Source organism: Idiomarina sp. X4 (genome assembly GCF_002808045.1).
Taxonomy (GTDB): Bacteria; Pseudomonadota; Gammaproteobacteria; order Enterobacterales; family Alteromonadaceae; genus Idiomarina.
On sequence record NZ_CP025000.1, the window covers coordinates 580,347 to 596,185 of the forward strand.

9 protein-coding genes are annotated in these 15,839 nt (G+C 47.1%); all 9 read right to left on the reverse strand.

What is annotated here, in order from left to right; translation table 11 throughout:
- Nucleotides 1–28: 28 nt before the first annotated feature.
- Complete coding sequence (locus CWC33_RS02830) at nt 29–2,437, reverse strand: Ig-like domain-containing protein (RefSeq protein ID WP_100690697.1); 2,409 nt, start codon at nt 2,435–2,437, stop codon at nt 29–31.
- A gap of 200 nt (nt 2,438–2,637) precedes the next feature.
- Nucleotides 2,638–3,387, reverse strand: a complete 750-nt coding sequence (cysQ, locus tag CWC33_RS02835) for a 3'(2'),5'-bisphosphate nucleotidase CysQ (RefSeq protein WP_100690698.1) — start codon at nt 3,385–3,387, stop codon at nt 2,638–2,640.
- Nucleotides 3,388–3,443: 56 nt separating this feature from the next.
- Complete coding sequence (locus CWC33_RS02840) at nt 3,444–3,881, reverse strand: hypothetical protein (protein ID WP_100690699.1); 438 nt, start codon at nt 3,879–3,881, stop codon at nt 3,444–3,446.
- A gap of 12 nt (nt 3,882–3,893) precedes the next feature.
- Complete coding sequence (locus CWC33_RS02845) at nt 3,894–4,490, reverse strand: rhomboid family intramembrane serine protease (RefSeq protein WP_100690700.1); 597 nt, start codon at nt 4,488–4,490, stop codon at nt 3,894–3,896.
- 65 nt (nt 4,491–4,555) lie between these two features.
- Complete coding sequence (locus CWC33_RS02850) at nt 4,556–8,566, reverse strand: S8 family serine peptidase (RefSeq protein ID WP_157803470.1); 4,011 nt, start codon at nt 8,564–8,566, stop codon at nt 4,556–4,558.
- 243 nt (nt 8,567–8,809) lie between these two features.
- Nucleotides 8,810–10,282 carry a glucose-6-phosphate isomerase gene (pgi, locus tag CWC33_RS02855; RefSeq protein WP_100690702.1) on the reverse strand — a complete coding sequence of 491 codons (1,473 nt, stop codon included), beginning with the start codon at nt 10,280–10,282 and terminating at the stop codon, nt 8,810–8,812.
- Between the two features lie 19 nt (nt 10,283–10,301).
- Nucleotides 10,302–12,212 carry a nucleoside-diphosphate sugar epimerase/dehydratase gene (locus tag CWC33_RS02860; RefSeq protein ID WP_100690703.1) on the reverse strand — a complete coding sequence of 637 codons (1,911 nt, stop codon included), beginning with the start codon at nt 12,210–12,212 and terminating at the stop codon, nt 10,302–10,304.
- 49 nt (nt 12,213–12,261) lie between these two features.
- A complete protein-coding gene (locus CWC33_RS02865) occupies nt 12,262–15,129 on the reverse strand; it encodes a YjbH domain-containing protein (protein WP_232709828.1) in 2,868 nt (955 codons plus the stop codon).
- An 8-nt stretch (nt 15,130–15,137) separates the two neighbouring features.
- Nucleotides 15,138–15,821: a YjbF family lipoprotein gene (locus CWC33_RS02870; protein ID WP_100690704.1), complete on the reverse strand. Its 684-nt coding sequence runs from the start codon at nt 15,819–15,821 to the stop codon at nt 15,138–15,140.
- Between the last annotated feature and the right edge of the window lie 18 nt (nt 15,822–15,839).

A 15,839-nucleotide genomic window follows, 5' to 3' on the forward strand; every position in this document is an offset into this window, starting at 1 on the left:
GCACGATTTCCTCTCTATACACTACTAACTACTGGACGGGTAAAAAACGTTTATCATGACGTGGTAGGAAACCAACACGCTCAATTGGAAGCCTGGGGCTTATCGATGCTGGCTTGGCTGTAGACGACTGCCCCATATCAGGGTTACTTAATTCACTAGGCAGGCTACGCAACTCCATCATGTTTATTCGTGGCTGAATCCAAGTGCTGGAGACATTAACCTCGCCGTTACCACGTTGAAAATCTTCAAACGCAAACTCCATCACATAAACCCAACCATCATCGGTTTCATGAAGAATATGCCAGCGGCGAACTCGACAGTCATCAGTTAAACCCCAACTTTGGCAAATAGCCGCGCGCTCAATATCAATCACTTGACCATTTTCAGACAGATACCAGTTAATACTGTTGGCATTAAGCGTCAATGTTGACTCTCCATGAACACATAGACCATCTTCATTGGGCTGTTCACATCCCACACTGACATTGTAGCCAGTTGTACCTGGTTCAAACTGCCACCCGAAATAGTAAGAGACTAATGGAATACCCAGCTCTTCACTCCAGGCATCTTTAACCCATGAGTTAATATGGCCAAACCAAAGCTGATCCGCTGCGGTCACCACATCATCCTCAATAGCCGCTATTTCAGGATCTTGCTTAACAACCCGATTATAACTTGCAACAATATTACCATCCGGGGTTTCCGCAGCCATTAATGCCGCATAGAGCTCACCAATTTGGTTAAATATCTCAATGGTCTGCTCCACATCACCGTAGAACATTTCAACCGTACCTTCAGAGAGCTCCCATGTACCTTCAATGCCAGTATACATTGCGCTAAAACTGCCGTCGGCATTGAAAGAGACCATATCAGTAGAGAACTGGTCATAGCCGTCTTCCGGTGCAAACTGACCCAAAATATTTACGGCCCAAGTGCCAATAACATCTTCTTCTGTTGCCGGAATAAGCTCTAAATTATCGCCGTTTAAGTACACAGTATTAGATGAATATTCATTCTCTACCGGTGGAATTTGGTAGGTTTCTCCCCCCCACTCTAACGGCGCATAGGTCACTGTTTGAGTATATTCCTCGCGAATAGTGTCCTGTTTGTTACCTTTGGTAATAACTTTAAAACGTTTGCCATTTTGAGTATAGGTTGTTTCCACCTGGCTAGCGCCAGCCGCTTGATAAGCCGCTAAAATATCAGGGTCATCGGTCACCGAGCTCACTTGTGGATACCCCTGAAACTGAACCGGTTCTTCGTAAGTCAGAACAAAGTAGTTATTTTCACCAACCTCCCACGTAAATCCTGAACTGCTATTACCATTTGAATAAAATGGAGACACAATCATACCGCTACCATCGGCTTCGAATACAAGCGCCTCATATGAGCGGCTAACAAAACCCGGACGGGTTGCTGACGTTGGCAAATAGAATGAAGGCGGGGTTGGGCTCTCCTCTTGCTCAACTAGCTCAGGATCATTAATAATTTCCTCTACAACCGCATCTAAAGCATCAGGATCGGTCGCTTCCACTTCTGCAACGTAAGCGTTATACGATTCGGTATTCTGTACCAAGTCTAATACGCTCTCAACTCCCTGCGGCAGACTGAAGTTTTCATTATCAATAATCAGTTTAATCACCGCTGACACTTCAAGTAGCTCGTTAGGATCAACCGCTTCCTGAGCGACGCTTAACGCTTCTTCGTCAGTTGGCGCTTCACCTCCGTTGGCTTCAACCATCAGCGTATGGCTTGCTGTAGTGACATTGGTCACATTCGTACCTGCTGCTTCGGAGCGATCTAACACACCATCTTCGCCAGCTGCGGCCGCTAAAGAAGCCAATGATGACAATGCGCTGACTAACTCGACATATTCCTGATTATTCTCAGCAGAGCCCTGTGCATTAATAGTCAATAGCTCAGTGCCGTCAACAAAGGTTACATCTAATGTGTAAGCCCCTTCAGCATCAGCCGTCGCTGTATAAGTCTCACCGCCAATGGTAACGGTTACTGTCGCATTGGCTATTGGTGAGTCGACAATTTTTCCTGACACGCTAACGGTTTGCTGAACCGTAACATTGACCTCCGCTGTCGCTTCTTCCTCACCGTCAGACACCGTATATGTGAATGAATCAGAGCCGGTATAACTCCCGGAAGATGTATACAAAATAGCGCTACTATCGATAGTCACCGTGCCATTTTCCGGAGCAGATACATCAGTAATTTCCAGAGTGTCACCATCCGCGTCTGAGTCATTAGCCAGTACGTCAATACTAACTTCTGTCGCTGTTTGCGCTGTGACTTCGTCGTTCACCGCTTCTGGTGCAGCGTTACTAGTACCTCCACCGCCAGTACCTGTATCATCGTTGCTGTCGCTTCCACCACACGCTGCCAACGTCAGGGCAGCGCCTAATAATAAAAGATATGAGTATTTCATGGCATATTCCTAGCTGTTGTTTTTGTTCTGAGCCAAAACAGCTACAAATGGCGCAGTAACATTAATAACTAGGAGAGGGTTTGATAAAAGTCAAAAGCTTATTTACAAAATCTTTACAAAATAAAAATTGACGTCAATTGACATAACCTCCAGCCTGAGGCAATAGTCTCAGGCTAGTGTGTCTATGTAGCTTGACGTTATTACGTCATGGACAACGGTCGGGCAATAAAATGTGGGTTCAGATAATCCTCTTTTTGGTTGTAAAGCAGTGGATCGCCAGTAATTGTCATTATCTCGCCACCAGCAGCACTTAATACAGCATGAGCAGCGGCGGTATCCCACTCACAGGTAGGCCCTAAACGCGGATACACGTCGGCTTCGCCTTCGGCCACCAGACATATTTTTAGCGAGCTGCCCATAGGCACCATTTCGTAAGGTTTGCCTAAGGCATCTAGCCAATCAGTAGTATCCTGCGACGGATGTGAGCGTGAGCCAACAACGCGCAACGTTGTTGGGGTATTTACCGTTACTTTTATCGGCTTGTCGTTCAAGAACGCTCCCCTATCGCGCTCGGCGGCATACATAGCATCAAGCACCGGCGCATAGACCACGCCCATTACCGGCACACCTTTTTCTATTAACGCAATGTTCACCGTAAACTCACCATTGCGCTTAATAAACTCTTTCGTACCATCAAGCGGATCTACCAGCCAATAGCGACACCAGTGTTTGCGCTGCTTCCAGCTAATATCTGATGATTCTTCCGAAATAATGGGATATTGCGTTCCAAGCGCACGCAACCCGTCACAAATGACCTTGTGAGCCGCCAAATCCGCTTTCGTCAGCGGACTGTTGTCTGTTTTTTGTTGTGCACCAAAGTCATTGCTCTCATAAACTTTCAAAATCTCAGTGCCAGCATCACTCGCAATTGCTTTTACTTGTTCAAGCATGATTAGCCACTTCTCCTTCAGGTTCTAAACTGCGAACTGTAGAACTCCTCGCAAAATTACATCGTATTCTGTTCAGCCGGAATACAGAATCCTTTTTGGAGCACTGCGGTCGGTTTAGGTAACACTTTACAATCAGAAACCATCTCGGACTTTTCCGAAAAGCGGCGACTCAACTCGTTATACTGTTTTAATTTCTCTAAAAAAACCTCACGCTCATCAACACTCATTGTTTTCTCAGAATACAGAAGGTACCGCTCAGGTCCGCCACATGGCTTGTGTCCCATCTCAACTATTTTGCACTGCTCAGGGTTATCAGCCGCGGGTGTTTTAACCATTCTTCTGACTTCAAGTTCAAGTTCTTTTAAATCACTTGCTTTCGTTAATTCCGTAACTGCTTGTTTTTGCTGCCTCTCTGCAGTCGTACTCTCCTTCTGTCCACAACCAACAAGTAAGCTAGCGGCTATTAAGAAAAGTCCGAATCTAACTACCGTCATATTTTTCTCCTTTTAAGCTTTATCCATTAACCGTAAAACACCAAAATGATAAATTAACGCACAGAAAATGCCAGCAATAGCTCCACCTAGGTGACCCATCACAGCAACCCGTTCAACCTCACTAAAAGTCAATAAAGGCTCGCCTAAAAAAGCTTCCAAAATCACCTTTCCCACAACCAATAGCCAGAGTAAAGCTCCAAATGGCCGACGTTTAATAATATCCAAAGTTGCCCCCCACGCAAAGAATCCATACAACGCCCCTGAGAACCCTTTATTTTCAGTAACAATCGTAGAAACGTAGGGAGGAATTGCCAACCAATGCTCAAATAAAACAGATAACGACGCGGCAAAAATGAGCATCATCCAAACAGGTATCGGTTTGATATGTTCAGAAAATAAAAGCCACATCACCGCCAAGCCAATAATACTGGAAACACCATGGCTAAACTCGAAATGAATCCATCCTGCACTAAGAAACTCCCACCAATGGCCATTACCTCGTTGGTAAGCCAATATGGTCAGCCAAGGTTTCGGCAAAAGCATCAACAAGGTAAGTAAAATAGCCACCGGGCCCAATGCCACAAGGCTGTCTTTATAGTCAGGCTTCACAGTTTTCCTCTTAACAATAAAAAAGGGGCCGAAGCCCCCTTAGTACAAGGTTAATAAGACCGCTATTAACGCACTACACGCATACGGCGACGTAAAATCGCAAACGGTAATGCCAACAAGCCAATCAATAAGCCGAAGCTACTTGATGAAGAACCTGAATCTTCCTCTACTACCGGAGCTGGCTCTGAAACGGCTACGTTAAACGTCTTGTTGACAGTGTGACGACCGTCATCAACGCTCACTTCAAAAACCACCTCACCAGAGGCAGACGGTGCTGTAAAGGTAATCTCGTTAGTTCCCTGCCCTTCAAATTCAACCGCCGGACCAGAAACCTGAGTCCAAACATAGGTCAAGTCATCACCATCAGGATCCTCTGCATTAACAGACAATGTAACGTTTCCGCCAGTTTCAGCATCAACAACAATTTCACCGTCTGCATTTTCGCTACCGGCAGGTGAGCTAAGTTCCGGCGGATCATTAGGCTCAAGAACCTCAATCATAACCGTCTGCTCAGATGTCGCAACATTCGCTTCATCGACAACAACGAACGAGAAGCTGTCATTGCCAAGGTACGAATCCTCTGGGGTATAGGTATATACGCCAGGAACCGCCTGCTCGACTTCGTTACCGTCTTCATCTGTAACAGTTTCAGTTACTTGCTCTAAAGTCCCGTTCTGAGGTTGAACAGTAATCTCGAAAGACAAGTCACCTTCAGCTCCGACAGAGAAAGCGCGCTTCGCATCAAATACATTTTCGCCATTTAGGAACGACACATGAGAGTTCGAACGCAATGACGTTGGTGCATAGTTAGAAGCCAAGTCGATGGTTTGAGTATCATCCCAGCCAATAACAAAAGACAAATCTTCTGACTTCTCTGCAACTTCAGGTAATGTCACGCTATAACGAACTTCAACTCGGCCAACATCAGTACGTAAGTTAGGAGATAACGTATCGCCAGAAGCAACTGCAGAGCCTTGGCCATCGTAATAATATGACGCACCTAATGTACCCGTCATATCTTCCATACCAATGGTTAAACTGTTTGGCAGCTCACCCAAATCAGCGTAGTTGTAGATGATTTCACTTGTATTCTGGTTGATCCAGATAGAGAACGTATAAGTCATACCTGAAGTATCGCCCCAGACAGACGCATTATACCATTCTAATACAAGCCATGGTGTACCGTTACCATCAGTAATTGATGCGTAGTAGAAATCCGAATTGTTTTCAGGTAATAGCTCTAGATCCGTCCAGAACGGCGCAAGGATATTATTTGGCTCTGCCGAATTTGGCATATCCAGATTCATCCACGTACCCGCTATCGGCTGATCGCCAAATGCTAAAACACCATTCGTATTAAAGGTAACGGAGTTCCATTCGTTCATGCCATACTGCAAAGGTATACCAAAGTTTAAGTTCAGAGTCTCTTCGTCACAGCCACCTATACCTGCACAGCCAATAGCGGTTCCGAAGCCTTGGTTAACAATTGACATTCCAGCATAAGGGAAGCTTACCGTATTAACCGAAGAGCTTGGTGCGCTTAACGAGCCAGCCCAGGTAACGACAGAGCCTGAAGGAGAAATGCTAAGACCATTGCGAGTAGCCATACCTGTTTCTGTTGCTACGACCGAGCCTTCAACTAAAGCAGTTCCCTCTGGAATACGGGTAACCAAGCTCGATGCTGATGGATCACCTGTTGCACCAGCAACACTTAGCATGTCGACTGTAGTGCCTGCGGTAAACTCGCCGCTTTCAACGACTGTGTTGATGATAGTTTCAGAGTCTGAAGCGCTAGAGTAGATAGCAACTGGGATATTTGCATCAGGGAAAGTGCCTGATGGATCCGTTAGCGTTACAGTACCAAATTTCCAACCTTCACTTGAATACTCAGTATTCACTGACAATTGCAGTTCCGCCGAGCCCTCAGCTTCAATCGCTAACGTCTCTGGGATAGAAGCGTCAACATTAAGGCTGTCCATTTCAACGCTCACATTCCACTCGACATCAGTATCCGCCAAGTTTGTTACGACACGAGTAAATTCGCAATTAACAACACAGCCGTTAGATACAAATGAAGGAGTATCAAACGTTACACCAGCTTGAGTTGAATTGAAAATATCCAGTCGACCTGCACCACGATCAAATGGTGTTGCCGGAACAATTTCTCCGTCTTCCATATCAGTGACGTTTAGATTAGCAGAAGTCATTAACATCGACTTAATCTGCTTAGCCGACAGATCCGGATACATCTGACGCATTAACGCAGCTGCCCCAGCAACGTGTGGGCTCGCCATACTGGTACCGCTAATAGCGTTGTAGTTATCGGTCAGTTCAGGAGTCGCAGCATAAGCAGACAAGATACTTGTACCTGGCGCTGCAATATCAGGTTTTAGGAATGAACTATCACCATTAGGCCCGCGTGAACTGCTAGCCGCCATCATGTCAACAGATTCCTCATCAACAACCGCTTCAGTTGCATTAATTGATGCTGTTGCGCCTTCTGTGTAAGCAGCCAGAATTTCCTGTCCAGCAGCCTGCGTGATAGAGACACTTGGCAGTGTTGCGCCCGGCATGCTCATAATAATAATGCCATCAGTATTATTATATAGAACCATACCAACAGCACCGGCGTCCTGAACGTTATTCGCTTTTTGCGTGAACGAACATGAGCCACGCGATACAAAAGCAATGTGCCCTTCTAGAACTCCATCGGCGAAAGCATCACAAGCTTCCACATCACCTTCGTCGATCAATTCGACCGGCATCATTGGTGCTGTAATCGTCTCATTCAGTTCGAAGTCACCATTGCCAGCATTTGCTGTGACGTCCTGAATTCCAGCAGCATCGACTAAGTTGACGAATGAGCGACCATGTTGAACGTTGGCAACAGTTAAACCCGCTTCAGCACAGCCTGGGCAGCCAATTGAACGATCAACTGGACCATCATTGCCGGCAGCAGTTGCAATTAAAACGCCGGCCTCTTCAGCTGCTTCAAAAATTGGTGTATACGGGCTAGTTTGAGGTAAACCACCTGGTCCGCCCCCCCAAGAGTTATTGATAACGTCTGCACCGTCATCTACCGCATCTTCCAGTGCTTGCACGAGCATTACGTTAGAGCCAGAGCCTGTTCCCGCTGGAGTTTGGAATAGCGCTTTATAAACCATCAACGTAGCGCCAGGAGCAACCCCTGACAAACTAACATCGACCCCTTTATAGGTCGTGCTAACAGGGTTACCTACCGCAGTACCCGCCACGTGCGTACCATGACCTCCGAAGTCTTCAGGACTAATTTGCTCATCAGGGTGAACCTGGAAGGTTGGCGTGTAATAACGTGCTAAAGCAAGCTTGTCATTACAGAAAGTAGGATCAATTAATGCACAATAGTCATCACCGGGAAGCTCTGAAGGTCGCACATGACCTTGCGCTTCAAACATTGGGTGATTAGAGTTAATACCGCCGTCGATGATCGCGACTTTAACGCCTTTACCAGCCTCAGTTTGGCCTCCTAAAGCTTCCCAAGTTTGAGGCGCATTCACCAACTCAAGCGACTGATCCGTTTTCGCGTAAAATAATTCGTGTTCATAAACTTTTTTAACGCCATCGACAGATGCTAACGCTTCTTTTACATCTCTATTACCTGACACTTCGACAATCACCGCATTCATCACAGTATCAAGTCGAGAGCTAACTTGCAGGCTGCCTACACGGCTTTTCAACGCGCTGATAACGGTATCTTGCTTAGACTTTAGATAACCGGCATAGCTTTGAGCCGCTGATGACTTTAAATCAATTTTATCTTTACCTAATGCACTTGGGCTAGTTGCAGCAAAGCTAGGCAACTCACCTTTGTAGCTCGCCAACGGTTTATCAACCAACTCAACGATGTAGTAGCTTTTCGAAAGCGTATTACTATTAGGTAGTGTTTTATCTATTCCCGTAACAGGTTTTAGGTCAATGACTTTAGGATGTAAGTCATTTGAGTTTAGGTCTTGTGCTCCCGCTCCAAAAGCAATTGCCGACGTTATAATCGTCGCCAAAATGCTTTTGTGGGGAAGTTTTTTTGAATCAAAATTCATTCTGGATTCCTTTTTCTTTTGATTATAAGCACGAACTACTATTAACATAGCGAATACATAGTAACCGCACATCTCTTATACTAGCGAAACCAATGAAACATTTAAATAACACTTTTTGAGAAAGTGTTACAAAAAGTTAATAATTTTGATTCAGCAAGACTACTGAAGCATAGACACATTAGTTACAAAAAAACCGGCTAAAAAGCCGGCTTTTGAGGTCATATCTGCTCTGGCAGTATCAGGCTAAGTTTTCATCCGCTTTATCACTGCATCAGTACTTTTATCAAAAGACTCATCGCTCTCTCCGTCAACTACCCGCAGCACATCTTTTGCTATCTTCTTGCCTTTCTCAACACCCGGCTGGTCAAAGCTGTTCAAGCCCCAAATAATGCCTTGAGTAAAGACTTTGTGCTCGTACGCCGTAATTAACGCACCAAAGCTTTCCGGGGTTAGTTCATCCATTATCAGTAGGTTCGATGGGTGTCCGCCGGGGTAGTTATCACGCGGTGACTCGACGTTCTTGCTGCCTTCCCGCATCAGGCGTCGGTGCGCTAAACAATTAGCAACGGCCAAACGCTGCTGCGACGCCAGCCCTTCCTGAACTGCGGGCTCGAACCCTGGAGCTGCGCGTTTTAAGACCGCTACAAAGTCAGCGGCAAACTCGTCATAGCCCTGGTGCAAATGCTGGAAAAACGCATGTTGCCCGTTAGGCCCAAAACCGCCCCAAATGATAGGGCCGGTTGGATAGTCGATAGCTTTATTATCTGCGGTTGCCTGCTTACCGTTACTTTCCATGTCCAGCTGCTGCAAATAGTTCGGTAACATACGCAAGCGACCGTCATACGGTAGAATAGCCAGGTTATTAATGCCTAGCTCTTCACGGTTATACGCTCCGTAAAGCGCTAATAATATGGGCAAGTTGTCTTCGGCCGGCGCCGTAAAGAAATGCTCATCCATGGCTTTGGCGCCTTCCAGCATACGCTCAAATGGTCGCACTCCGGTTGTCAGCGCTATGCTCAAGCCTATAGCTGACCATAACGAAAAACGTCCACCCACCCCTTCGCCAAAGGTAAATTGCTGCGCCGGTGGAATGCCATAGTCGGTCATTGCCTTAGCGTTCGCCGACACACCAATGACGTGTTTGTCCAGCCACTGCTCCTGAGTTAATGCAGGCTCTATCCAACGGCGCACCGTATCCACGTTTGCTAAGGTATCAATAGTGCCAAACGACTTAGACGAAATAATAAATAAGGTAGTTTCGGGGTCAACAATAGGTAACACCGCATAAAGCTGCCCGCCATCCATCGACGAAACAAAATGCACTTGCAAGTCATGCAAAACCGCATCATCAGCAAACTCTTTTAACGCAAACGAGCCCATTTGCGGACCTAAGTCAGAGCCTCCCACACCAATATTGACCACATCGGTAATAGGCTTGCCGGTAGCACCTAACCAACGGCCAGAGCGCAAAGTTTGCACCACTTCAACGAAGCGAGTTTTGCGGTTCGTCTGTTTAGCTACCGCGTGAATAGAACGGCTTAACGTGTGCGTCACCGGGCGGTTTTCACTGACATTCAGGTATTCACCACGGCTAAGTTGCTGGCGAGCATCATTAAATGATTCAGGTAAGCGTTTTCCCGTTTGTTCAATCAGTTCATTCACTGCCAGCTTTTGGTAACTGGTATCCAGTGCCAGGTAAGGTCCGTTTTTTATCATTTAACTGTCCCTAAATACGTCATGCAACGTCTGTGTCGTCGCTTTTATCTTCACAGGTTTTATGTTTGTTCCAAATTACATCACAAATACGGTCGTCTGTCGGCTTGTAACCTGTTGGGGCATTTAGCAACACGTCACGTAGCTCATCAATCGCAAAGCGCTGGCACGTATCATCAAGTTTTTCGAGCAACTGATTCATGTCATCCCACGCCAGAGACTGCTCATTCGCGCGCAAAATACGAGCGTGGTCACTGGCTTCCACATTGTCGCCAATGAGTAACTCTTCGTACAATTTCTCACCAGGGCGCAAGCCGGTAAATTCAATAGCTATATCACCATGCGGATTCTTCTCAGTTTTTTCCTCAAGGCCAGACAAGCGAATCATCTTACGGGCTAAGTCGACAATTTTTACGGACTCACCCATGTCTAGTACAAACACCGACCCCGTATGCCCCATAGTACCAGCTTGAATCACCAGCTGAGCCGCCTCCGGTATGGTCATAAAGAACCGCGTAATATCCGGGTGCGTCACCGTTACCGGCCCGCCACGTTCAATTTGTTCTTTAAACAGCGGTACAACCGAGCCCGAAGACCCCAAAACATTACCAAAGCGCACCATGCAAAAACGGGTCTCTGACTGACGCAGCGCTAATGCTTGCAACACCAGCTCCGACAGACGCTTCGTGGTGCCCATCACATTGGTTGGGCGCACCGCCTTGTCGGTAGAAATCAGTACAAACTGTTTAACGCCTGCTGCAATAGCCGCTTCCGCGGTATGCCAGGTACCGAAGACGTTATTACGCACACCTTCGACCATGTTGTATTCAACCAAAGGCACATGCTTATAAGCAGCGGCATGGTACACCGTATCGACGTTAAAGCTTTTCAGTACGGTCTCAATGCGGTTACGCCGTTGCACGGTACCAATAACCGGTATCACTTCGGCACCAATACCCTGCTGCTCACATATATCAATCAGTTCTCTTTCAATGCTATATAAAGCAAATTCTGAAAGCTCATACAGCACTAAGACTTTCGGTCGCTGCAGCAATATCTGACGACACAGCTCAGAGCCAATAGACCCTCCGGCTCCGGTCACTAAAACCGTTAAACCGGTAATGTGCTTTTCCATTAGGCGGGCGTCAGGGGTTACCGGATCACGCCCTAAAAGGTCTTCAACACGAATGTCCTGTAACTGGTCAATGGACATTTCATTGTTCACCATGTCCGCCATGCCCGGTACTGTTTGCACCTTAACCGGCAGACACTCTAAAGCTTCCAGAATTTCGCGACGGCGTGAACGAGGAGTACTCGGTAGGGCTAAAAGTACACGTTGAATATCAGCGTCGTGCACAGCTTTTTCAATGTGCTTCGGGTTAATGACGCTCATACCCAACACTGAGGTATCTTGCAGACCCGGATCATCGTCCGCAAACATCACCGGATGAAACTCGCCACCATTATTCAGGGCTTGCGCAAGCTGGCGACCGGCAGACCCGGCGCCGTATATCAGCACCCGGTCTTTCTTGCGGCTCATCGCACGCTGGTAACCTTCACGAACAATCAAACGGCTGCCACCGGTTAACAGGAATGCCAGCAACACATAATTCACCACCGCTGACACCGGCAGCGCAATACCCATAACCAGCGCGCCAATGACTAAAAACGCACCGCTGAAGACAACAGTCACAAACACCAGACTTAACACTTTAAAGCCGACATAACGAACCACTGCGCGATACAGACCAAAACGAATAAAAGCCAAAAGCGTTGCACAAAGCACAACACCACCAAGGATCATCCATTGAGACCACTTCAGTGGCACTATCGCTTCAAAGCTTAATAGATAAGCAATAAGCATGGCCGCAGTTATCGAAACAATGTCGACAAAAAGACCGATACCACGTTTCAAATTTCGTGGTAGCTGCATTAATAGTTTCAATGGATTCAAAGCAATAGTCCTTTATTTATTGTTAGTATCAACGGTTATAAAACGGCGCTCTGTTATCCGTATAGTCATACAAACGGGCGCGACGTTGCAACTGTTGTCCACCATTTCGTGACAATGGTACCCAGGTAAAGCCAACGCGCTCACGTGTCGGACGCACACTCATTAAATCGAACGGTATGCTAATAAAGAAGCCTTTGGTAAAGCTACCCTCACCATACTCTTCCGATGACACATCCGTAAAGGCCGCGTACGCGCCGGCAACCACACCGCTGTCAAAGCGCTTCTGCATGGTCACTTGTACGCCTTTGTCTTTCGCCAGAAACTGGCCAAAGTCTAACTGCAATAAGGAGTCAGACAACCATGGCATTTGATAATACACACTGGCAAAGCCTGTCGTCACCTCGTAGTCTAAGAAGCCGGCACCACCCTCAAAGTCGCGCTTGCGAACCCGGTTCACATTCAGACCAAACGCCCAATGACTATCGACCTGTTTATACAACACTTCCGCACCTAAACCACCGTACATACGCTCTAAGTAGCCGGCGTAAGCCATAGCAAACCAGTCCTGACCTAAGCGCTTATGGTAAGTCACTTGTGCTGAGTCTAACCAAATATCGTTTTGTACATATTTACGAATGTCAGTACGCACCGGCGGTAAAGCATCCTGCCCGCCACCTAAGAATAAAAAGTCGTCATAGTTAGTGGCAATGTTAAAGCCCACCTCACCAAACAACTCAATATTGTCATTCAGCCAACGACGGCCAAAGGCGTACACACCCAACTGGTAGGTATAGAAGGTTTCCGGGTTACCAAAGCTCTGGTCCAGGAAGGGCTTTAAGCCATAACGGTTGGTGAACTTGTTCTCAGGGTTCAGCATCCAGCTGTCATCACCGCGCTCAGGCATATCCGGCGACTCCAGTCGAACAAATAAGTCGTCCACATCGTCAACGTCTTTGCCCGGCTCCCGGTTAAGTACCCTATCTTTAAACTGTTCGGCATCAATTTTGGTGTTCACGTTGGGGTCGAACAGAGCCATATCCACCATATTGTAGGTTTTTACACTGTCCGGTAATTCCGCCGCCATAACACGAGCCGCCCGATCATAAGCTTCTTCACTATCACGGTAACGGAAGTGATACCCGTACATCGTCACTTCATCGTCTTCCGCCGCAAAGCGCGCTCCGCTAAACGCCATTTGTTCACGCATAGTGCGGTTCATTCCAGCCCAGTCTACGTCGGCCAACGACTCTTTACGCTTTTCTTCAGTGGGTACGACCTTGTCCGGCGTCACCTTTATCTGGTTCAGCGTATTGAAGTTGGTGCGCAGGCTGAAGTTGAACATGAGCGTATTACCGCGCTCGTAACTCAGTTGCACATCGAAGTAATCAGAAACCTGATAATTAGCGCCAAAGTTCCAGCGGCTGTCTTGTTTTATCGGTACGCCGGCACGCTCGGTCGAGTAGTCATTACCGTCGTACTCAACTTTCAGACTAAGCGGCTCCCACGGAGTTTGGTATTCCAAACCACCGAACACGGCCATAGGTCCGGTGAACCAACGGTCATACTCAACCTTACCACCGTTGCCACCAAAACTAGTTTCGCGTTGGCAATACTCGTCGGACAATTCACAAAATGGGTTGGTGAAATCGTCATGGGTCCCCATGCGCCCAAATCCTAAACCTAAGCTGACATCCACCGGACCGAAGAGTTTATTTGCGACGACGTATTCGGCATCAAACAAGCCGGTACCGGCAAAGTCACGAAAACCCACACTGACTTCCGGCAGCCAGTAACTTTCTTCCCATAACCGGGCTTTTATATCGAAGCCTTTGTCAGCAAGAATATTGTCACCGCTAAACTCTGGGAATTGACTATACAGTTTATTCGGAAATTCCGTATAAAACGCCGTGGTTTCTAACCAAGGCAACAACTGCAGACTCACTGTGTAGCGGCGATACTCATCCATATCGGTATAACTCAGCGCAAAAGCGCCTTCATCCATCATGCGGGCCGTCGGGTTCTGTAATAACCCTACCGAGCCATAATCGTTATAACTGGGCGACAAATCACGGCGCGACCAATGCCATTCAGAGGTAGGCGATGCACTCGCCTGGTACACAGGCGCGTTAGTTGCTGAGCGAACCGACGTGTCTGCCACAAAATACTTCAACAAACCACGAATGTCGTCATTTAACGATTTGTATTTTGGCGGCAACTGATTCGGCTCAAAGCCTAACCAAAGGATATTGCCCGGCATAAGCTCAGTGTCACTTTGTTTGTAGTACGCCCAGTTGGCTTGTTGTTCGTCATCAACAGACACTACCGTCGCAACACTTTTGTTGTAGCCGCTAAGCAAATCAGACTGCTCTTCAATACTATTCAACCAGTTTGCGACTGTTTTGCCTGTATGAAATGCGTACTTACCCGGTTTGCTGACTAAGCCATACACATAAATATGCTCTGGTCGCTCAGGCAACACTAACGAGTAACTTCCTTCCGGCAACAGTGGATTGTCCGCTAAGTTTTGGCGCGCTTGTTCAATGTTTATGTGGCCCCAGTACTGTTGCCCCAGCCGCCAGCCTTTAATTTGTCCTTGCAGCATAAGCGCGGCATCGGCTTTGTCGGTTTCACGGCGACCGCGCCAATAGGCTTCCAGTTCAGCCAGCTGCAAAAGGACCTTCTGCTTTTTTTGCTCTAACTCAGCAGCCTCATCGGTTTTAACCAAGCGCACAGCCGGCCAATATACGTCCGCCAGAAGGCCTTGCTCTTCAATGGCGTTCAATGCCTGCTTTAGTCTAACCGGCCCCTCAAATTGCACCTGTTTGGTTTCTGCGTTTGCAACGCCTGACTCAGCCAAAACGGCCATAGCGAATAAAGCAATAAAAATACGTTTCATAACATCACTCATTGGGCTAACTCTGAGTTATTGGTGCGACCAATCCAGGTGACCTGGGTAAGGTTTAATAGCGGTTTATTGGGAATAATGCGTTGCTCGCTTTTTATGACATGACCGTCCTGTTCCACCCAGAATCGATTCACAAAGCGCTCGTCGGTCAGAAGAAATTTACCCGCTTCTTCCACTAGTGTCGCCGTTGCCTGACCATAAGGCATAGCCAGTTGCTCAGGCTGCTTTACAGTGAAAGTCGACTGCACATCGCGACTAACGCGGGTGCCGTCGTCTAATTGATAGTCATAAGCACGCTGCCAGGTGTTATTGCAGGACTGAGGGGTTGTTACAATGCAGCGCAGCGGGTCGTTTTTTAAATTCGACACGCTTAACAGGTTATCATCGAGACTTTGAGTGCGTGTAACCCGCCCATTCTCAAGAACGAAGGTCTCTTTCTCGGCAGTAATAAAATGGTACTTATTCGGTTTATTTACAAAGCCTAAAACAATCAGGCTTCGAGCTTTTCCCTGCCACTGGGCATACAAAGAGGTGTAGGGAAAGTTATCTATTTCCTCAGCGCTGAGCTCTGCATCCTCAATGTCTTTAAACGCATATTCAACTGTTTCACGAACTTCGTCCGTAACAGCTGTACAGCCAACCAAAATTAGTAGAAAACCGGCAAAGAGTCCGTTCCGAATCATAAGAAATCTCACAAGTTA